Annotated in this window: 18 protein-coding genes; 4 read left to right on the top strand and 14 right to left on the bottom strand. The window is 63.8% G+C overall.

Annotated features, from left to right (window positions below):
• Positions 1 to 6: 6 nt before the first annotated feature.
• The 11 genes from C8C92_RS02635 to C8C92_RS02590 form a co-directional block, all read right to left on the bottom strand.
• Positions 7 to 1,353 (bottom strand): CpaF family protein, encoded by a 1,347-nt coding sequence (locus tag C8C92_RS02635; protein ID WP_099764332.1) that lies wholly within the window; start codon positions 1,351 to 1,353, stop codon positions 7 to 9.
• A gap of 50 nt (positions 1,354 to 1,403) precedes the next feature.
• On the bottom strand, positions 1,404 to 2,573 hold the full coding sequence (locus tag C8C92_RS02630; RefSeq protein WP_099761020.1) for an AAA family ATPase: 1,170 nt from the start codon (positions 2,571 to 2,573) through the stop codon (positions 1,404 to 1,406).
• 56 nt (positions 2,574 to 2,629) lie between these two features.
• Positions 2,630 to 3,238: a TadE/TadG family type IV pilus assembly protein gene (locus C8C92_RS02625; protein WP_099761021.1), complete on the bottom strand. Its 609-nt coding sequence runs from the start codon at positions 3,236 to 3,238 to the stop codon at positions 2,630 to 2,632.
• Positions 3,228 to 3,722, bottom strand: a complete 495-nt coding sequence (locus C8C92_RS02620) for a TadE/TadG family type IV pilus assembly protein (protein WP_099761022.1) — start codon at positions 3,720 to 3,722, stop codon at positions 3,228 to 3,230. Before C8C92_RS02620 ends, C8C92_RS02625 begins: the two co-directional genes overlap by 11 nt.
• On the bottom strand, positions 3,719 to 5,161 hold the full coding sequence (locus tag C8C92_RS02615) for a Tad domain-containing protein (RefSeq protein WP_165829245.1): 1,443 nt from the start codon (positions 5,159 to 5,161) through the stop codon (positions 3,719 to 3,721). The genes C8C92_RS02620 and C8C92_RS02615 overlap by 4 nt, the downstream gene beginning before the upstream one ends.
• The gene (locus tag C8C92_RS27370) at positions 5,151 to 5,465 is read right to left on the bottom strand and encodes a hypothetical protein (RefSeq protein WP_165829243.1); all 315 of its coding nucleotides are present in this window, start codon (positions 5,463 to 5,465) and stop codon (positions 5,151 to 5,153) included. Before C8C92_RS27370 ends, C8C92_RS02615 begins: the two co-directional genes overlap by 11 nt.
• A gap of 16 nt (positions 5,466 to 5,481) precedes the next feature.
• Positions 5,482 to 6,927 carry a type II and III secretion system protein family protein gene (locus C8C92_RS02610; RefSeq protein WP_099761024.1) on the bottom strand — a complete coding sequence of 482 codons (1,446 nt, stop codon included), beginning with the start codon at positions 6,925 to 6,927 and terminating at the stop codon, positions 5,482 to 5,484.
• Positions 6,928 to 6,945: 18 nt separating this feature from the next.
• Positions 6,946 to 7,800 carry a Flp pilus assembly protein CpaB gene (gene cpaB / locus C8C92_RS02605; RefSeq protein WP_099761025.1) on the bottom strand — a complete coding sequence of 285 codons (855 nt, stop codon included), beginning with the start codon at positions 7,798 to 7,800 and terminating at the stop codon, positions 6,946 to 6,948.
• On the bottom strand, positions 7,797 to 9,170 hold the full coding sequence (locus C8C92_RS02600) for an ATPase (RefSeq protein ID WP_099761026.1): 1,374 nt from the start codon (positions 9,168 to 9,170) through the stop codon (positions 7,797 to 7,799). Before C8C92_RS02600 ends, cpaB begins: the two co-directional genes overlap by 4 nt.
• 93 nt (positions 9,171 to 9,263) lie before the next feature.
• A complete protein-coding gene (locus tag C8C92_RS02595; protein ID WP_099761027.1) occupies positions 9,264 to 9,797 on the bottom strand; it encodes an A24 family peptidase in 534 nt (177 codons plus the stop codon).
• Positions 9,798 to 9,851: 54 nt separating this feature from the next.
• On the bottom strand, positions 9,852 to 10,034 hold the full coding sequence (locus tag C8C92_RS02590) for a Flp family type IVb pilin (RefSeq protein WP_099761028.1): 183 nt from the start codon (positions 10,032 to 10,034) through the stop codon (positions 9,852 to 9,854).
• Positions 10,035 to 10,515: 481 nt separating this feature from the next.
• Here C8C92_RS02590 and C8C92_RS02585 point away from each other — a divergent pair, with 481 nt between their 5' ends.
• Complete coding sequence (locus C8C92_RS02585) at positions 10,516 to 11,562, top strand: GGDEF domain-containing protein (protein ID WP_099761029.1); 1,047 nt, start codon at positions 10,516 to 10,518, stop codon at positions 11,560 to 11,562.
• Here C8C92_RS02585 and C8C92_RS02580 read toward each other — a convergent pair.
• Positions 11,559 to 12,788, bottom strand: coding sequence for an HD-GYP domain-containing protein (locus tag C8C92_RS02580; RefSeq protein WP_099761030.1), 1,230 nt, complete (start codon positions 12,786 to 12,788; stop codon positions 11,559 to 11,561). The two genes, C8C92_RS02585 and C8C92_RS02580, sit on opposite strands and share 4 nt — an antisense overlap.
• Before the next feature lie 149 nt (positions 12,789 to 12,937).
• Here C8C92_RS02580 and C8C92_RS02575 point away from each other — a divergent pair, with 149 nt between their 5' ends.
• Entirely contained in the window at positions 12,938 to 13,879 is a 942-nt protein-coding gene (locus C8C92_RS02575) for a LysR substrate-binding domain-containing protein (RefSeq protein WP_116742957.1), read from the top strand.
• Positions 13,880 to 14,073: 194 nt separating this feature from the next.
• Entirely contained in the window at positions 14,074 to 17,670 is a 3,597-nt protein-coding gene (locus tag C8C92_RS02570) for an indolepyruvate ferredoxin oxidoreductase family protein (protein WP_116742956.1), read from the top strand.
• A gap of 46 nt (positions 17,671 to 17,716) precedes the next feature.
• Here C8C92_RS02570 and C8C92_RS02565 read toward each other — a convergent pair whose 3' ends face one another.
• The gene (locus C8C92_RS02565; protein WP_116742955.1) at positions 17,717 to 18,730 is read right to left on the bottom strand and encodes a substrate-binding domain-containing protein; all 1,014 of its coding nucleotides are present in this window, start codon (positions 18,728 to 18,730) and stop codon (positions 17,717 to 17,719) included.
• Positions 18,731 to 19,167: 437 nt separating this feature from the next.
• On the opposite strand from C8C92_RS02565, the gene C8C92_RS02560 reads away from it, so the two are divergent.
• Positions 19,168 to 19,500, top strand: a complete 333-nt coding sequence (locus tag C8C92_RS02560; protein ID WP_116745822.1) for a hypothetical protein — start codon at positions 19,168 to 19,170, stop codon at positions 19,498 to 19,500.
• Between the two features lie 6 nt (positions 19,501 to 19,506).
• Here the strand turns inward: C8C92_RS02560 and C8C92_RS02555 are convergent, their stop codons facing one another.
• Positions 19,507 to 20,550, bottom strand: a complete 1,044-nt coding sequence (locus tag C8C92_RS02555) for an MBL fold metallo-hydrolase (protein WP_207780962.1) — start codon at positions 20,548 to 20,550, stop codon at positions 19,507 to 19,509.
• Positions 20,551 to 20,581: the final 31 nt, after the last annotated feature.

Below are 20,581 nucleotides of genomic sequence, written 5' to 3'. Positions count from 1 at the left end.
TGCCTCCTATTCGTAGATGCGGTCCGGATCAAAAACACTATCGGGTACCGGCGCGCCGAACATGCGCAGGCGCTCCGTGAAACGCGGCCGCACGCCCGTGGCGCAGAAGTGGCCCTGCACCTTGCCCTCGGCATCCACGCCCGTCTGCTCGAAGCGGAAGATTTCATGCATGGCGATGATGTCGCCTTCCATGCCCGTCACCTCCTGCAGGCTGACCAGCTTGCGCGCGCCGTCCGTCAGGCGCGACACTTGCATCACTACCGTCACGGCCGAACAGATCTGCTGGCGCGTGGCGCGTGGCGTCAGGTTCACGCTGGCCATGCCGACCATGTTTTCCAGCCGCGCCAGCGCATCGCGCGCCGTATTCGAGTGGATGGTCGCCAGCGAACCCTCATGGCCCGTGTTCATCGCCTGCAGCATGTCGAGCGCCTCGGCGCCGCGCACCTCGCCCAGGATGATGCGGTCGGGGCGCATGCGCAGCGCATTGCGCACCAGCGCGCGCTGGCTCACTTCGCCCTTGCCCTCGATATTCGGCGGTCGCGTTTCCAGGCGTACCACGTGCGGCTGGCGCAGCGCCAGTTCGGCCGCATCCTCGATGGTGACGATGCGCTCGCTGCCGGGAATGAAGCCAGACAGCACGTTGAGCAAGGTCGTCTTGCCACTGCCCGTGCCGCCCGAGATCAGGATGTTCACCTTGGCCTGCCCCAGCGCCTGCAGCACCTGCACCATGGGCGGCGTCAGGCTCTTGTAGTCGAGCAGGTTGGCTATGGTCAGGGGCTGCACGGCAAAGCGCCGGATCGACAATATCGGGCCATCGACGGCCAGCGGCGGGATGATGGCGTTCACGCGCGAACCGTCCGGCAGGCGCGCATCGACCATCGGGCTCGATTCATCGACGCGCCGTCCCACGCGCGAGACGATCTTTTCGATGATCTTCATCAGGTGCGCATTGTCGTGGAACGTCACGTCCGTCAACTGCAGCCGCCCGCCCCGCTCGACATACACCTTGTCGCAGGTATTGACGAGGATGTCGGACACGCTGGCGTCGGCCAGCAAGGGTTCGAGCGGGCCAAAGCCCAGCATCTCGTGCTGGATATCGAGCACCAGGCTATGCCGCTCATGCTGGTTCAGCACGATGCGCTCTTCCTCGATGACGCGCTGTACCAGCAGCGCCAGCTCGTGCTTGAACTGCTCCGCCGTCAGGCGCTTTAACCGTTCCAGGTCGATACGGTCGAGTATCGTCTGGTGCATGGTTTTTTTGAGTTCCTGGTAGGCGTGCAGCGCCAGCGCCCCTTGCCCATTCGTGGCGGGGCGCACCATTTCATTCGCCGCCAGGCGTTCGCGTAAAGTCATCTCGGCTCCCATGATGGCTCCCGGCGGGAGCCTTGACATCCATCCCTGTCCTAGGCCTCGCTGCGGCTGAACAACCGGTCGAACAAGCCGCGGCTTTCCGTCACGCGGCGCGCCGTCACCAGCTCCACCAGCTCGGCCAGGCTGCGCGCCACGGCGCTGGTGCGCGACAGCTGCAGCAGCGGGATGCCCTGGTTGACGGAGTCCGTGGCGGCGATGTAATCGTTGGGCACCGTGTGCACCACTTCGGCGCCCAGCGCCTGCTCCAGGTCCGCCAGGCGCAGGCGCCCGCCCTTTTCATAGCGGTTGACGATCAGGCGCAGGCGCTCGCCCGGATAGCCGAGCGAGCGGAAGATGTCGAGCAGACGGCGCCCGTCGCGGATGTCGGGCAGGGCCAGCTGCAGCACCGGATAGATGGCGTCGGCATTGTCGAGCGCGCGCAGCGACAGCGCATCGATCTGGCGCCCCACGTCGAGCACGATGTAGTCGTAATGCTGGCGCGCCACGGCCAGGATGCGGTCCATGTGCTCGGGCTGCATGTCGACCTTGTGCGCGGGGTCGTCGGCCGCCGCCAGCACGCCGAAGTTCGGCGTCACGTGCACCAGGCAAGAGGCGAGAAAGGCGCCATCCATGCGCGCGATCTGCGCGCAGATATCGGACAGCGTCATGGCCGGCTTCTGGTCCGAGACGTACAAAGTGGCGTCGCCGAACTGACCGTGCAGATCGATCAGCAGCACCTTGCAGCCGGCCAGGCTGGCCAGCGCGTAGGAAAAATTCGTCGACAGAAAGGTGGCGCCGCTGCCGCCCTTGCACGAAATGAAGGCGAGCACCTTGCCGTCGCGCATCTGCGTCACGCCGGCCTGGATATCGACCCGGTCCATCGCCTCGTGAAAGGCCTTGTGCACCAGCGGCAGTTGCAGCACTTCGCGCATGCCGGCGCGCATGGCGCGGATCAGCACATCCTGCTGCTGGCCGCGCGTGAGCAGCATCAGCACGGCCAGCGGATACTGGCGCGCCAGCCGTTCCAGCAAGTCCGCCTCCTCGGCGTCAAGGCCGCTGGCGTCGACGATCACCAGCTCGGGCGCTTCGGGCAGCATGCGCTCGACGGCGTCGCGCAGGCCGCTGCGCCGTTCCAGCAGCCGCAGCACGGGCATGCGGGCCGCGCCTTGCGCGGCGATTTCTTCGTGCAAGCTGGCGTCGCGGCTAATCATCAAGGCTTTCATCGCACTTCCTCGCTTCTTTCAGGTCAACACAGTCGGCTGCCACCGTCTGACAGCGCTCAGGGACAGAAATTCGGGTTATCCGGATAGCCCAGCGACTCGGCCACCGCCATGGTGCTCCCGCTGGGCAAACGCACGGCCCCCGCGCCGGAGGGAAACATCATCCCCAGCAGGGGCAGGACGGGCCGGTATGGCACGCGCTCGCAGCGCGCGCCATCGCCCGGCACGCACAGGCGCGCGCGCACGAAGCGGATGCAGCTGGCGCCATGCGGATCGTCCAGGCAATTGATACGGTTGCGTTGCGGACAGCCCGGCATCACCGTCACCGGCACTGCCGCCAGCGCGGCGCCGCCGGCGGCCTGCGACAGATAATCGATGCGCACATACGCATCGCTGATGCCGCCACCGAGCGGCAGCGCGCCCGGCGTGGTGCGCAGCACGGCGTGCGCGCGCACGGCCTGCAGCGCGCCGGCATTGCTGAAATCGGTGACGGCGGCGGCGCGCGCGGCGCGCCGGGTAATTTCATGCACCATATTCCACACGTACACGGCGCGCGCCAGTTCCAGCATGGCGAACAGGAACAGAAAGAACAGCAGCGCCAGCATGGCGAATTCGACGGCGAACACGCCGCCCTGGCGCCGGCGCCCCGTGTGCAGGTCAATTTTCATAGCGCAAGGTCGCGTTGGCACGCAACGGTATCGGCGCCATCTGCGGCAGCCATCCCAATGTCAGGTCGGGCAAGATGCCGATGGGCATGTCGACACCGACCTTGAGACGCACCTGCAGCGGCTTGCTGGGAAAGTTACCGCAGGCATAGGCATCGTCGTTATAGATGCATTCCAGGTTGACCTTGGCGACATCCATGTCCGGCCAGGTTTCCAGCATCGCATCGAGCACCATCTGCCTGGCGAACGCGGCGCCCTGCGCCGCCGCGGTGGCGTTGGTCATCTGCGGCAGCGGCAAGGTGGCCATGTAGCGCGCCGCATCATGCACGCTTTTTTGCATGGCGGTATAGGCCAGCAGCGCACGGCCGAACAGCAGCACCACGGGCAGCAAGCCCATGAAAAACAGCAGGATCAGCGCCAGTTCGATGGCGGCCACGCCGTCCTGGTGGCGCGGCTTGCGGCATGGTTTTCGGCATGGCGCCTTCATTGCAGCAGCTCCGCCGGGCCGGCAAGCGCCTGCTCCGGCACCACGCCGGCAAATTCGGCGCTGAGCATGGCACTGCTGGCCGGCGCCGTCATGAAAAAGCGGCCGACGGCCAGCACATTGGCCAGCACATCGCTGCCGGCCGGCAAGGGACACGCCAGCAAGGCGATGTTGAGCACGCGCCGCTGCGCCACGCCCGTGTTGCCCACGGGCGGCGTCTGGAATGCCCCCCACAGGTAGGGCGTGCCGCTGGCGGGATAAAAACTGTTGCTGGCGGGCGCGCTGGGCAAGCCTGGATACAGGCTGCTCCAGGCGCTGTTGGGAAAGGCGACAAAATCGCCGGGTGGCTTCGGGTTGGCATACTGCACCGCCTTGGCGAACGACCACAAGGGACCATAGCTGGCAGCGGAAATGGAGGCAGGCACCCCGGCGGCGGCCGGCGGCAAGTCGGCTACGGACAGCAGGGGAGTGCCGCCGCTGGAGGCGGCGCTGGAAGCGGACGGCATGTTCATCCACCAGTTCGCCGCCGCGTTGGGAAAGACGCGGATATTCACGTCGGGCGGCGCCGTCAGCGGATGGCAGCCGCTGCCCGCATACTGATTGAAGCGCGCGTTAAATGCCGGCCACAAGCCGGTGGGAAACGGACGGTGCGCATGAATGGCCGCGTTACCGATGGCTGTGTGCAGCATGCTGCCGCTGCAGATGAACGGCGTCACAGCGGTGTTGCTCACTTGCGCCGACGGGCCGATCGCGCCCAGCGGACCGAGCGGGTTGAGCACGAAGTGCTCGGGCGCGGCCCCATGCGGATTAAGCTGGAACAGGTTATAGGCGACGCCGCGGCGAAAGCCGTATTCCAGCGCCTCCTTGCGTTCGGGCGGGCCTGCATTCGTGCGCAGGCCAAGCGGCGCCGACGACAGAGCGCAAATGGCCAGCGGCGCCAGGCGCAGGCTGGCGCGGCCCGCCACGGCGCGCGCGCCCGTGTCGAGCGTGCGCAGCGCCGGCGACCAGGCGCCCAGAAAGGCCGTCGCCACCTTGCCCAGCGACGGCGTGTTGTCGCGCGTATCGACGCGCACGAACAGGGCGGTGGCCGGATCGGCCACCGCCGCCGCCACCTGCCACGCACTGGCCGGCGCGTCAAAGGCGCTGGCAAAGCGGATGCTCTCGTCGGACAGGATGGCGCCCTGTGTGCGGCGCCGATATGCGCTCTGCCCGGCGGCGCTGAGCTTGGCTTTTTGCACGGCATTGGCCAGGCCGGCCGCCGTGCCCACCAGCTCCGGCACCGCCGCCAGCGCCGCGTTGTCGACCAGGTTCTGCAATTCCGTCTTGCGGCCGATGACCTGCCCCACATCGAGTGCCAGGCCGATAAAGCCCAGCACCACAATGAGCAGGATGGAAAAGGCGATCAGCATCGCCCCGCGCTGGCGCTGGCGTCTATTTGCCATTGCCGCCTCCCAGCATGAATTGCACCGGCTGCGGCGCCTGGCCGTTCGGTTCGGCAAACGAGGCGCGGTAGCGCTGCATGACGGCGTGCGCGCTGGGGCCATCGAGGCCATCGGCCGGCGTGCGATTGCCGGCGCTGGCCGGATCGCGCACCTGCTGCGCCATGGCCAGGCGCACGGCGTCGCCGAAGCGCCGGTCCAGCTGCGGCGTGCTGCCGTGCGTGCAGGCGGCCAGCTGCAGCGCCAGCAGCAGCGCCAGCAGCAGCGCCGCCAGGCGCCGCAGCGACATCAAAAGCGAGTTCGGCATGGCATCTCTCCCCGTCTCATTTCAGCTCGAAACCGTTGGCCGCGCGCAGTGGAGACACGGGCGGCGGCACGGACGGCGGCGCCAGCGTGCCTTCCATCTTGCCGCCCAACATCAAGTCCGTGCGCGAAGGGGGCGCCAGCTGGGCCGTCGGCAGTACGGCGTCCGCCGGCAACGGTTTGACCAGGTGTGCGGTAATGACGAACAGCAATTCCGTGCGGTCATGCTGGAAATCCGTGCTGCGAAACAGCGCGCCGAGGATAGGCACTTCGCTGAGCCAGGGCACGCCCGTGATATTGCTCACCTGGTTGTTCTTGATCAGCCCGCCGATGGCGTAGCTCTGGCCGTCGTACAGCTGTACCGTGGTCGACGCGCGCCGCGTCGTGATGACGGGCAAAATAGAACGTCCGCTGACGCCGGCGGCGGAAATGCCCACCCCCTCGCGCGACAGTTCCGACACTTCCGGCGCCACCTTCAAATTGATGCGCCCGCCCGACAGCACGGTGGGCGTGAAGCGCAGGCCGACGCCATACTCGCGTTCTTCCAGCGTGATCTTGTTGTTGTCCTGGCCGACGGGAATGAAGATCTTGCCGCCCGCCAGAAAACTGCCCTCCTGCCCGCTGATCGCCATCACCGTCGGCTCGGCCAGGATACGCACCAGGCCATCCTGTTTCTGCGCCTCGATGGTCAGCTGCTGGCCGTTCGACTTGCGCACGTCGAGCAAGCCATTGGCCGTGCCGCTGAGGAAATTCGACAGCAAGGTGGTAGCCCAGCTGCCGGACGCAAAACGCAGGGTGGCGCCCACTTCCAGCCGTTCCAGCAGCGACTTCGACACTTCGGCAATCTGCACGGCCAGCATCACTTGCTGCGGCGCACTGACGTCGAGCATGTTGATGACGCGGCTGTTCGCGCCACCCGTGCCGCCAGCGGACGCCGTGGCCGCCGCCGGCATGGCGGCGCCATCGGCGGGCTTGGGCAGCGCCAGCGGCGATGTTGCACGACGCACATAGGCGTGTGCCAGCTCGACGGCGCGCAGCACGGCGCCCGCATCCTGCACCGTGCCCGACAGCACCAGGGTATCGGCCACGGCCGTCACACGGATGGCTTTTTCTTCCGGCATCAGGGCCGCCAGGGTCGCTTGCAAGCCGGCCGGGTCCATGCTGACGCTGACGTTCACCACGCTGCACACGCCGCTCTTGCCCTGGATGATCATATTCGTGCTGCCCACATCGACGCCGACCACATATAAAGTGTCGGGCGCCACCAGCATGGCTTGCAGCACGGCCGGATTGCCGACACTGCGGGCCAGCACCGCCTCGGGCAGGCGCAGCATGCTCGACTTGCCCACCTGCAGCTGCAAGTTGCCCGGTGTCGCCGCTTCGCCGCCGCAGCGCGGGCCAGGATCGGCCGCCGCGCCGGCAAGCGGCAACAGCAGGCAGCACAGTGTCAGCAGGGCGCGGTTCATGAGCGTGTCCATGGTTGGCTAAAAACATTCGCGCGACTGGCGCGTCCCGTCGATGACGCCGCTGCACTGGCGCGCCGCTTCCGGCGCTGCCTTCGCCACGCGCACCGGACGCGGTGCCACGGCAAGCACGGGCACGGCGGCAGGCGCGGGTTCGGCTTCAAGCGGCCCGCCCAGCAAGGTCAGCTTGGTGGCGCCTGCCGTCACGCCCGGCTGCGGGTCGACCTGGTTGCGCAGCACCAGCGACAGGCTGCCCACGCTGCGCGCCAGGTCCAGGTTTTCGGCCTGTTCCGGCGTCACTTCCAGGGTCACTGCATTGACCACGCGCGGCTTGGTCTCGTCGCGCCCCACTTCCTGCGCCACGGCCAGCACCAGGATGCGTTCGAGCACGATCTTCGAAATGTTGCGGCTTTGCGGAAACGCGCGGTCGCCAGCATCTTGCTGGGTACTCACGATGATGTCGACATAGTTGCCCGGCAAGGCGAAGCCGGCCACGCCGATCACGTCGTTGACGCGCACGGTGATGGCACGCCGCCCTTCCGTGATCAGGGCCGACAGACCGCCCAGGGTGCCCACCGGCGCCAGCTTGGCTTCGCTCAGCGGTTCGCCGCGCAGCACGCTGGTTTTCAGCACCCGTCCCGCCAGTGGCGCCGGGTCTTGCAGCGCGCCCTGCGGCAAGCTTTCCGCCGGCCACTCGGCCAGGCGCAGCATCTCGGGCGTCAGGCGCTGGCCCAGGTTGACATCGCTGGCGGCGACGACGATCTTGCCCTTGCCGGCCGGCGTCTGGCGCAGCAACCAGTGCGAGGCCAGCAACACGGCCAGCAGGCCCAGCACCACAGCCAGACCCATCATCAGAAGGGCGCGCCGGTTCTTCATGCGATACGCTCGCACAGGCTGGCGGCCGGCATGTCGCAGCTGGCAAACAGGCTGCTCCATGCCTGGTCCAGGGCGGCCACCGTCAGGCGCGCTTCACAGCCGGCAAAGCCGGCAAAGTCGCCTATGCGCGCCAGCAATTCACCAGGATAGCTGGCCAGCAAGGGCCGTCCCTGCGCGCCATGCAGCTGCAGCAGGTGATTCAGGGCCAGCTCGTCGATGGCCATGCCGGCCAGACGGCATTGCTGGCGGAACAGGGCGCGATAGGCGCTCTCGGCCAGCGGTCCCACCTGCACCTTGTAGCCGATGCGGCGCAGCAAGGCAGGATCGAACAGCTCGCCCGGCGGCACGTTCGTGGCCAGCACCAGGGCATTGTCGAACGGCACGCTGATCTGCACGCCGCCGGGCAGGCCCAGCTGGTCGCTGCCCCGTGCCAGCGGCTGCATCAGCCGCGTCAGCAGTTCTTGCGCGCCCAGGCGCTGGCAACCCAGGTCGTCAAGGATCAGCATGCCGTTGTTCGCCCGCACATGCGGTGGCGCCTGGTAACAGCCGCCGCTGGCGTCATGGCGCAGCTCCAGCATGCCCGCGTCGAGCTCGGCGCCCACGTGAATCACGGGACGCTGGCACAACACCCAGCGAATATCCGTGCTGCGCCGCTCCAGCGCCTGGCGCGCATGGCTGACATGCTGCGGCGCGGGCGGCAGGTGCTGCGCCGGATCGTACAATTGAATGATGTCCTGGCCGACGACGATGGCGTAGGGCACGGCGACGAGACCGTGCAGCAATTGGCCCAGTTGCAGCGCCAGTGTCGACTTGCCGCTGCCGGGCGGACCGTACAGCAGCAGCGAGCGCCCCGAATGCAGGGCAGCACCCACCACGTCGAGCATGCCCGGCCCCGCATGGGCGCTGCCCAGCACGGCGGCCAGGTCGTCGCTGCCGACGCGCTGTTCCTGTACCAGCCACGACTGGCGCGCCACCATGGCGCGGTACGCTTCCAGGGTGACGGGGGCGGCGCCGATATACGCACAGCGCTCAAGGAAGGCGCTGGCGCGCTGCTTGCCGGCGCCCGTCAGCTGATACTGCACGTCGATCTCGGATTCGCCGCGCCAGGCCACTTCGGCCATCTGCTCGGCCACCATGAAATCGAGCACTTCGCGCAAGACATTGATCGACAGGCGCAAGCGCGTCGTCATGGCGGACAGGTGCGTCTTGCCGCTCACAAACATCAGCTTGGCGATCAGTTCAACCACCAGCGGCCGCTCCAAGCCCGTTTCGCGCAAGCTCTTCGGCTGCGGCGGCAAGGGCGGCATCAGGTTCGCGTCGGCAGGGCGCGGCGTACTCTCGGTGCTCATGGAATAGTCGACCTCGGTCATCCTGTGTCTCCAAGCCGGTTAAGACTGCATTGAACAGAATTCATTCTAGCCAGCGGGGACTGGCGCCCATTGATTCAGAGCAATAAATAACAATCAGAAATAATGTCGCCCTTGCACTGCCAGGCAACCCAGGGCAATGGCCAGTCCGTACGGCATGTTGCCCACGCTGGCGGCGCTGCCCAGTGCGGCGGGTGCCAGGGGTATGCCGGCCATGCGCGCGATCATCGGCCACAGCAACTGGCGCAGATTGCCCAGGCAGGCGCGCCACTTGCCCTGGTACGTGATCATCAGCACGGCCATCAGGCCGCCCAGCGCAAAGGTGGCGAAACAGATCTGCAGCACGGGCCATGGGCCGGCAAAGGCGCCCACCATGGCGATCAACTTGACGTCGCCGGCGGCCATGCCGCGCAGCACATATAAAGGAAGAAACAGGAAGAAACCCGTCGCCATGCCACCCAGCCACAACGACGGCACGCTTTGCGGCCACAGCCACATGTGCAAGGCCAGTGCGGCGAGGATGCCGGACAGCACCAAACCATTCGGTATCTTGCGGCGGATCAAATCACTGACGGCGGCCCCCGTCACAAAACACAACAACAGCAGGTCACACAAGGCAGTAGCAGGCATGGCATACCTCCTGAAAAAAAACCCGCCACCGGCCGGCCAGCGGCGGGCACCCGCTTAGGGCGTCAACACCAGGTTCTTCGAAATGTCGGTGAGGACGTTCAGCAGGCCGTCCTTGATCAGCAAGAAACCGGCCGCGATGGCCGTCGCCATCAAGGCCGCAATCAAGCCGTACTCGATTGCCGTAATGCCATCCTCATCTTGGACAAATTGCTGTACTGCCGACAGGAAGGTATGCATGACAAGCTCCCAAAAGTGAATCACAAGTCCCTGGCGCAATCGGGTGTGAAACATTGCCCATTCCTGCTAATATGTTTCCTGCCGTAAATTTCTGCGCCATTGCATTGACTATAAAGCGTCCATAATTTGGCAAATTGACGCGCCACAAGTTTCCATATGGAAATTATCAAACCTTGTTGAAACGACGGCGGACGCAAACAATTGTTGCGATCAGGATTGAAAGTCTGCGTCAAGGCAAGTTTTTTGCAACGCAGTGCATGAATCTCATGTATTTACATGAAATATTGCATACGTTAATTGCCTATTAGGCAAAAAGACATTATCCTGCTTAGCTCTTCTTTGGAACGGCCTCTCGCCCTGCGGTAAAGAGCGTCATGCCACCAAATAAATCTTGGCTTCTTGTAGACGGACGCGAACATGCTCTTGCTTGATGCAATGCTGCGATGACGACACTTGTGTGACTACTTTCCAGAGAACGACAATGGATTCCCTACTGAAACACATGGTGGACATGACCGGGCACCGCGACCACACGATGCTCGACATCTCCGTGATCTCGGCGGTTCAGGAGCTCGCTGCCGCGTCGCAGACCCGTGTACTGGCACTGACCAGCGTGCGTGGCCAGGTGTTCGTGCGGTCGCGGGCCATCATCGTGGCAGGCAGCGTGGCCCGCATGGAAGAGCATAACGACCCTACCCTGCCAGGCGAACCGCTGTCCGACTACCCGGCCCTGGCCACCTGCATCAAGCGCCATGAAGCGAGCGCCGACACCCTGTGCGCCGACGGCCGCCACCTGCTGTGGCTGCCCATCTGGATCGGCGACCAGGTCACCACCTGCCTGGAAATCACCAACCCCACGCCCTACACGGGCGCCACCATCCAGGTGATCGGCGGCATCGTCAGCGTGTACCGCAATTTCCAGAACCTGCTCGACTACAGCGAACGCGATTCGCTCACCGGCTTATTGAATCGCAAGACCTTCGACGACCAGCTGGCGAAAATCCTGCACAGCCGCGGCGAACCGGAAGCGGACAAGCCGCTTGCCATCGATGAAGAGCGGCGCCACCATACGGACACGGAACGGCAATGGCTGGCCGTGATCGATGTCGATCATTTCAAATTGGTTAACGATAAGTTTGGCCACCTGTATGGCGATGAGGTGCTGATCCTGATCGCCAACCAGCTGCAATCGTCGTTCCGCTCGCAAGACCGCATCTTCCGCTTCGGCGGCGAGGAATTCGTCGTGCTGCTGCGCTCGATCACCCTGGAAAATGCGCAGAAGATCATCGACCGCTTCCGCACCAATGTCGAAACGCACGACTTCCCGCAAGTGGGCAGAGTCACCGTCAGCGTGGGCTTCGTCAGCATCAACGCCTATGAGGCGCCCGTCATCATTCTCGGCCGCGCCGACCAGGCCCTGTACTACGCGAAAAGCCATGGCCGCAACCTGGCTTGCCACTATGACGAGCTGGTCGCCAAGGGTCTGTTAACTACCATCGCCTCGAACGATACGGCGGAGTTCTTCTAGGCATCCGCCAGCGATAAAAAGCGCATGGGATCGACCTGCCACTTGGCAGCGGACTCATGGCCGACGATCTTGTCGCCGCCGCCGAAGCCGAAGCCGCGCGACAGGTCGACTGTCTCGGGCTTGATGTAGGCATTGCTCTTCGTACTGAAAAACACATTCACCTTCGGCGCCAGCAGATTGCTCTCGTGCGCTTCGATGACGACGGCCAGGCGGCCCGATTCCAGCATGACCATGGTCCCCACCGGATAGATCCCCACGCAACGCATGAAATCCTGCGCGAACACGGGGTTGAAATGGAATTTGCTCCACTCATAAATCTTGCGCAAGGCTTCGGCGGCGGCAACGCCCTTGTGATAGCTGCGGTCGGACGTCAGCGCGTCATACACGTCGACGATGGCGGCCATCTGCGCCAGCTCGCTGATGGCGTCACCGGCCAGCTGGTCCGGGTAGCCGCTGCCGTCGCGCCGCTCATGGTGGTGCAAGGCGATGTCGAGGGGAATGGCGCCCAGCTCGGGCGAGCGGCACAGGATGTCGTAGCCATCGCGCGGATGGCGCTTGATCAGGGCAAATTCTTCCGGCGTCAGGGGGCCGGGTTTGTTCAGCACGCTGTCGGGCACCAGCGCCTTGCCTGTGTCGTGCAGCAAGCCGCCCAGGCCGGCCTGGTGCGTGGTGGCGCCATCGACGCCCCGCGAGCGGCAAAACGCCACCAGCAACGCGCACACACTGACGGAGTGCAGGAAGGTGTAGTCGTCCTTGTTCTTGATGCGCAACAAGCCGACGAGGGCGCCGGGATTGCGCAGAATCGATTCGGTAATATCTTGCACCGTGTGCTGCACGCGGTCGATCTCGACGGCCTTGCCCAGGCGTACATCGGCCATCACCGTGCGCACCAGGCTCGATGCCTGCCGCCGCACCTGCGTGGCGCGCGCCAGTTCCATGCCCAGCGACACGCGCGTGACCACCTGCGGCGCCGCCGCGGCGATCTGCACCAGTTCGCGTTCCGTCTCGGCCCGCGCCTGCGCCACGGTAGGCGCATCCTGCACATCGAGGCCCTTGCCGCTGTCGATCACCACGTCGTGGATGCCGGCTTGCACGATCTTGCGGATTTCATCGTCGCTGCGCAACAGGAAACGGTTGCGCACGAACGGATGGGTCATCCAGTCACAGCTGAGGTCGTGGACATACATGCCCACTTTTAATTGAGACGAATCAACTTTCTTGAGCATGCTGTCATCCCACAAGTACGCGTCTGGAGCACCGAAGGCGCTAGAATGAGTATAACAAAATTGTTATTCTGCTGGCCGCGTTCGGCGCTGCGGCGCAACACCTTGTTTTTTCCGATCACCGCCCCCTCAACGCACCGCTCTTGGGACCCATGGAACTGCGCCAATTACGTTACTTTGTTGCCATCGTTGACCACGGCTCGCTGTCGCGCGCGGCCCTGGTCCTGCATGTGGCGCAGCCGGCCCTGACGCAGCAGCTGCGCCAGCTGGAAGAAGAACTGGGGGTACAGCTGCTGCACCGCTCGGCCCAGGGCGTGCTCAGCACGGACGCGGGCAAGGTATTTTACGAACACGCGCAAGCGATCCTGAAACAGGTGGCCGACGCCCGCTCGGCCGTCACGCAGAGCGCCACGCGCCCGTCCGGCAATGTCACCCTGGGCTTGCCGCACAGCATCTCCGGCGCGCTGGCCCTGCCCCTGCTGCTGGCCGCGCGCGAACGCTACCCCGAGATCACTCTGCAACTGACGGAAGAAATCACGGGCAACCTCAATGAACAGCTCAGATCGGGCCGCATCAACCTGGCCGTGCTGTTCGACGATGGCCAACTCACGCCCTTTGCCTGCAGCCCCCTGGTGGAAGAAGAAATGCGTTTTATCTGCCGCAGCGATTCGCCGTTCGCACCCGCCGGCCATGCCGTGTCGTTCCCGCAAGCATTGAGCGCCACCCTGATCTTGCCGGGCTTGCAGCATGGCGTGCGCCCGCGCATCGACAGCCGCGCGCGCGAACTGGGCCTGGAGACGGCGAACGTGATCGAGATCAACTCGATCGCCATCCTGAAATCGGCCATCCTGGCCGGCATGGGCGCCACCATCTTGCCGGCCGCGCCCCTGCTGGCCGAACTCGACAGCGGCGCCATGCGCAGCTATGCCATCCACAGCCCCGTGCTGTCGCGCACGGTGGCCCTGTGTGCGTCGAAAAACATTCCCCTGACGAATGCGGGCAATGCCGTGAAAAACCTCGTGCTGCAAGTGGCCGCCGAGCTGTGCGGCAGCGGGCGCTGGGTAGGGGCGCACGTGCTCTCGCCCATGACATAAGTATTTCTTATACCCCCATCGTCAAAGCGTATTTGCCCCTTCCCCTCGGTCGTTCTACACTGACCACATTAACTATTTTAAATTTAAAATAGTTATGTGCCGCCCATACGCGGCCATCCCGTCTGCACAGCGCGCGCCTTACCGGGTGCGCCCCTTGTACAGCCGTTATCTGAAACACCCTTTTGGAGACAGCCATGTCCGTGACCACGGAAAACGGCTCCGCAGCGTTCGTTAGAAACGCCGGTGCCGCGCCATCTACACCGCTTGAACCTTCCCGTTTGACCAGCGTCAGCCTCGACGACAAATACACGGCCACTTCCGGCGCCATCTTCCTGTCCGGCATCCAGGCCCTCGTGCGCCTGCCCATGATGCAGCGCCTGCGCGACCAGGCCGCTGGCCTGAACACGGCCGGCTTCATCTCCGGCTACCGCGGTTCGCCCCTGGGCGGCCTGGACGAGAACCTGTGGAAAGCCAAGCAGCACCTGGAACAACACCATGTGCAGTTCGTGCCCGGCGTCAACGAAGACCTGGCCGCCACCGCCGTCTGGGGTTCGCAGCAGGTGGACCTGATCGGCCCGGCCAAGTACGATGGCGTGTTCGCCATGTGGTATGGCAAGGGCCCGGGCGTGGACCGCTGCGGCGATGTCTTCAAGCACATGAACCATGCGGGCACCTCCAAACTGGGCGGCGTGCTGCTGGTGGCCGGCGACGACCATGGCGCCTACTCATCGACCCTGCCGCACCAGTCCGACCATCTGTTCTCGGCCTCGATGATCCCGGTCTTGTATCCGTGCAATGTGCAGGAATACCTGGACCTCGGTATCCACGGCTGGGCCATGTCGCGCTTTTCCGGTTGCACCGTGGCCTTCAAGGCCCTGGCCGACACGGTCGAATCGTCGGCTTCCATCGACGCCGACCCGTTCCGCGTGGAAGTCAAGATTCCGCAGGATTTCATCATGCCCGAAGGCGGCCTGAACGCGCGCCTGTCCAGCATCCCCCTGGGCCAGCAGGCGCGCAACCAGGAAGCGCTGATGCAGGACTACAAGATCTATGCGGCCCTGGCTTACGCGCGCGAAAACAAGCTCAACCACACCACCATCGACAGCCCGAACGCCAAGCTGGGCATCATCGCTTCCGGCAAGTCCTACCTGGACGTGCTCGAAGCGCTGGAAGAGCTGGGCATCGACGAGCAGATGGCGGCCGAGGTCGGCATGCGGCTGTTCAAGGTGGCCATGCCGTGGCCGCTGGAACCGGACAGCGTGCGCGAATTCGCGCAAGGCCTCGATGAAATTCTCGTGGTCGAAGAAAAACGCCAGATCGTCGAATACCAATTAAAAGAGCAGCTGTACAACTGGCGCGACGACGTGCGCCCGCGCGTGATCGGCAAATTCGACGAAAAAGGCGAATGGGTGGCGCCGCGCGGCGAATGGCTGCTCACCTCGAAGGCGGACTTTTCCGTCTCGCAAGTGGCCAGAGTCATCGCCAGCCGCATCGCGCGCCTGATTTCCGATCCCGTCACCTGCGACCTGATCAAGGCGAGATTAAGTTTCCTCGACGCCAAGGATGCGGTATTGAAAAAGGCCGTGAACACGCCGTTCCGCCCCGCGTTTTACTGCTCCGGTTGCCCGCACAACACCTCGACCAAGGTTCCGGAAGGCAGCCTGGCGCTGGCCGGCATCGGTTGCCACGTGATGGCCACCTCGATTTACCCGGAAATGAACAAGCTGACCACGCACATGGGTGGCGAAGGCGCGCCGTGGATCGGGCAAGCCGCATTCTCGGAGCTGCCGCACGTGTTCCAGAACCTGGGTGACGGCACGTATTTCCATTCTGGCTATCTGGCCATCCGCGCCGCGCAGGCGGCCAAGGTGAACATTACCTACAAGATTCTGTACAACGACGCCGTCGCCATGACGGGCGGCCAGCCTGTCGACGGCCTCATCACCGTGCCGATGATGGCGCAGCAAGTGGCGGCCGAAGGCATCGCCCGCATCGCGCTGGTCACGGAAGATTTGAGCCGCTACAGCGACCGCAGCAACCTGCCCGCCCACCTGACCTTGCACGACCGCAAGGACATGGACGCCGTGCAGCGCGAATTGCGCGAAGTAGCCGGCGTGTCCGTGCTGATCTACGACCAGACCTGTGCGGCCGAGAAACGCCGGAGAAGAAAAAAAGGCGAGTATCCGGACATTGCCAAACGCATGGTCATCAACGACGCCGTCTGCGAAGGCTGCGGCGATTGCGGCGTGCAATCGAACTGCGTGTCGATCTTGCCGAAAGAAACGGAATTTGGCCGCAAGCGCACCATCGACCAATCCTCGTGCAACAAGGATTATTCGTGCGCCAAGGGCTTTTGCCCCAGCTTCGTCACCGTCGAAGGCGGCAGCCTGAAGAAAACCAAGACGGGCGCCGGCAAGCCGGGCGAGACGGACAACTTCGGCCCGCTGCCGGAACCTGTCTTACCCGATTGCGACGCGCCGTACAACATCCTGATCAACGGCATCGGCGGCACGGGCGTCATCACCGTGGGCGCGCTGATGGGCATGGCGGCGCACCTGGAAGGCAAGGGTGCTTCCGTGCTGGACATGACGGGCATGTCGCAAAAGAACGGTTCCGTCACCTCGCACGTGAAAATCGCCAAGTCACCGGCGCACATCCGCGCCCAGCGTATCGCCACGGGCGAAGCGGACCTGATTTTAGGCTGCGACATGCTGACGGCCGGCGCGCAGGATGCCGTGTCGAAAATGCGTCCAGGTAGAAGCCTGGCCGTCGTCAACCTGCACGAGCAACCGCCGGGCACGTTTGCGCAAAATGCAGACTGGCAATATCCAACGGCGGAAGTGCGCCAGCTGATCGAGGAATCCGTGGGCGGCGCCGAGGCGGCCGACTTCATCGACGCCACAAAACTGGCTACCGCCCTGATGGGCGACTCGATCGCCGCCAACCTGTTCATGCTCGGCTACGCCTGGCAAAAGGGCCGCATCCCGTTGACGGAAGCGGCGCTGCTGCGCGCCATCGAACTCAATGGCGTCGGCATCGAGTCGAACAAGAAGAGCTTTTTGTGGGGCCGCCGCGCCGCCGTCGACGTGCGCAAGGTCACGCAGATCGCCACGCCGTCGCAAGCGATCCTCGTGCAAATGCCGCAAAGCCTCGATAGCGTCATCAAGAAGCGCGTGGAGTTCCTCACCGCGTATCAAAATGCCGCGTATGCGGTTGGTTATTCCACCTTGGTGAAACAGGTGCGCGACCGGGAAAACACCCTGGGACTGGGCCAGAAGCTGTCGACCGCCGTGGCCAAGAGCTATTTCAAATTGCTGGCCTACAAGGACGAATATGAAGTGGCGCGCCTGTACACGGATGGCCGTTTCGTGGAGCAATTGCAGCAGCAATTCGAGGGAAATTTCTCCGTGAAATTCAACCTGGCGCCGCCGCTGTTCGCGAAGAAAGATGCGAAAGGGCATTTAGTAAAAGCGGAGTTCGGTTCCTGGATGTGGCGCGCCTTCAAGCTGCTGGCGAAAGCCAAGGGCTTGCGCGGCGGCAGCTTCGACATCTTCGGTTATACAGCCGAGCGCAAGATGGAACGCGCGCTGATCGTCGAATACCGCGAACTGCTGGCCGGCCTGCTGGTCAACCTGACGGCGGAGAATTTGGCCACCTGCGTGGAACTGGCATCCCTGCCCGAAAAAATCCGCGGCTTCGGCCACGTCAAGGAAGCCGCTGTCGCCACGTATCGCCAGGACAAGGCGAGACTGTTGGCAAAGCTGGCCGATGGCACGAAGCACGCGGCCTAAAACCGGTCGGGCAATGAAAAACGCAGAGCCTCGGCTCTGCGTTTTTTTATGCGTCCACGCAACGCCCCACGGTCGCCCCCGGCAACAACACCGGTTGCCAGATTTCCTGCAAGCGTTCCGGCGGCGTGCCGGCCAGCAGGGATTGCAGCATTTCCACCATCTTGGCGCCGGCGCGGCGCAGGTCGGGCTGGTCGATGGTGGTGACGTTGATGCCGATCAAGGTGTCTTCCACATTGCCCCAGACGATGACGGAGATTTCCTTGCCGATCTCGATTCCCGCATCCATCAGGGCACGTACCACGCCCACGCCGGACAGGTGATTATCGACAATGACAGCCGTGGGACGGGGCGAACAGGCCAGCAATTGCTGCATGGCCTGGTAGCCGCTGCGGCGATCAAAAGTATTGTCGAGCAGATAGTGGGGATCGAGCGACAAGCCCGCTTGCGCCATGCAGCGGATAAAGCTTTCCTGGCGCTCATAGGCGAAATGCAAGTCCAGCGGCGCGCTCAGCAGGGCGATGCGCTGGTGGCCATGCGCCGCCAAGAAGGACACGGCCAGGTCGATGCCGGTGTCGTTGTCGTAGTCAAAATATGCGTACGGCGCGTCGATGCGCGTGCGGCCATTCGCGACAAAGGGAAACCCGACTTTCGTCAGGTAGGCGATGCGTTCATCAACCACCTTGGTGCGGCCCACCACCAAGCCATCGACCTGGCGCCCGCGCACCATGGTTTCATACGAGGGCTGTTCGTTCTGCGGCGACACGGGGGCGATGATGAGACTCATCTTCGACGCTTCCACGGCGTCCGACATGCCATTCACCACGGAAAGAAAGACGCTGTCGCCCAAGTCGCTGGGCAGCAGGGGATAAATCATGCCCAGTACATTGGTACGGCCGACGGCCAGGCTGCGCGCCAGCGGGTTGGGCCGGTAGCCGACTTTCTTGGCGGCGGCCAGGACGATTTCACGGGTGCGGGAATTGACTTCCGGATAGCCGTTCAACGCCCTGCTGACTGTCGTTTTCGACATGCCGAGGGCAATTGCGAGGCTCTTGAGATTCATGTGTTAACTACCTGTCTGTATGGCAAAAAAAACCAACTCTGACCGTCCATTATAGCCCAGAGCGCCAAGCAGGCCGCGCATTACCCTGCGCCGCAATGGTAAAAAAACAACAAGATATTGACTATTTAAAAAGCAATGTTTTAAATATGACCAGTCCCGCCATCTTCGCAGCGCGGCATCGGCCATGGCAGAGAAGAAAGGGCAAGTAGCGGAAGCGTGCACTCACTTTGAGCATAGCGTCGCCAGCGTCGGCATGCACGCTCGGCAACACAGGGCCCGCACGATAAAATTATCAAGAAAACATAATTAGCTGGAACTATGCGAGAATTTGTCCTACTCTTGATTCAGGTGAAGATTACCTGCAGACATGTCGCGCCCCCCGGCCTGCATTCTTCCTCTTCTACGCACGCCTGGACATACTTTCAAAGGTGAACAATGTGGTCACGCTAACGTCCGTCAACAATCTGCAAGCCTCGCTGGCCACGGCGCAACGCCGGGTCGAGCAAGGCCAGAACCAGGTACAGCGCGACAGGGAGCAACTGGCGCAAAGCCGCCAGTCGCTGGCGCGGGAACAGGAGTCGCTGAGCCAGACGCAGCGCAGCAGCCAGCAAGCCCAGGCCGATGCCCCTGCCGCCGTGAAGGCGCCGCAACTGGATCAGGCGATCAAGCTGGCCGTGCCGCAGCAAGCGCTCCCCGCCACGCCGAAAAGCATGCCCCAGCTGAACAGCTATGGCCAGACCCTGGGCCGCCTGATCAACGTGACGGCTTGAGCCAGCTTACTGCGCCATTTCTTCTTCCAGCATCGCCAGCCACCACTTATTTCCCTTCTGCGGTTGCGTCAGGTCGACCGCCTCGCCCATCTGCGGCGTGGCCAGGTGCACGCCCTGCTTGGCCGCCAGCCCCGTAATACGGTCGAACGGTTCATGCCAGGCGTGCAACCCCAGGTCAAAGGTGCCGTTATGCACGGGCATCAGCCACTTGCCGCGCAAGTCCAGGTGGGCTTGCAGGGTTTCTTCCGGCTGCATGTGCACGTCCGGCCACAACTTGTCATACGCGCCCGTCTCGATCATGGTCACGTCAAACGGGCCGTACTTGTCGCCGATCTGCTTGAAACCGTCGAAATAGCCGGAGTCGCCGCTAAAAAACACGCGCACGTCCGGCGCGTCGATGACCCACGACGCCCACAGAGTTTGATTGCCATCAAACAAGCCGCGTCCCGAGAAATGCTGCGAGGGCGTGGCGACGAGTTTCACGCCGGCAATCGTGGTGCCCTGCCACCAGTCGAATTGCCGCACCTTGGCAGCCGGCACGCCCCAGGCAACCAGGGTATCGCCCACGCCCAGCGGCGCAACAAAATGTTCGGTCTTGGCGGCCAGTTGCAGCACGGCGGCATGGTCGAGGTGGTCGTAATGGTCATGCGACAGGATGACGGCCTTGATCGGCGGCAAGTCGGCGATGCTGATGGGCGGCTGGTGAAAACGCTTCGGACCTGCCCATTGCACCGGCGAGGCGCGCTCGGAAAACACGGGATCGGTGAGGAAGAATTCGTTGTTCAGTTTCATCAGCAGGGTCGAGTGACCGAGGCGAAACAGGCTGTTGTCGGGGGCGGCCAGCAATTGCGCCTGGCTCAAGGCTTGCACGGGCACGGCAGCGGCCGGCACCGTGCTGTCGGGCTTGTCAAAGAGAAAGGTCCACAGCAGCTTGAGCGTGGCTGCCGTGCCCAGCTTGTGCATCTGCACGGGATTGCGAAACTTGCCTTCGTGGTGTTGCAAGGATTCAACAGGCGCCACAGGCGCGGCGCGCAAGGTGCAAGAACTCATGATGATCAGGACTCCCAAGAATAAGATGCGG

Source organism: Janthinobacterium sp. 78 (assembly GCF_003096775.1).
In the GTDB taxonomy this organism is placed as follows: Bacteria; Pseudomonadota; Gammaproteobacteria; order Burkholderiales; family Burkholderiaceae_D; genus Janthinobacterium; species Janthinobacterium tructae.
This window is presented reverse-complemented; position numbering and strand designations above follow the sequence as displayed.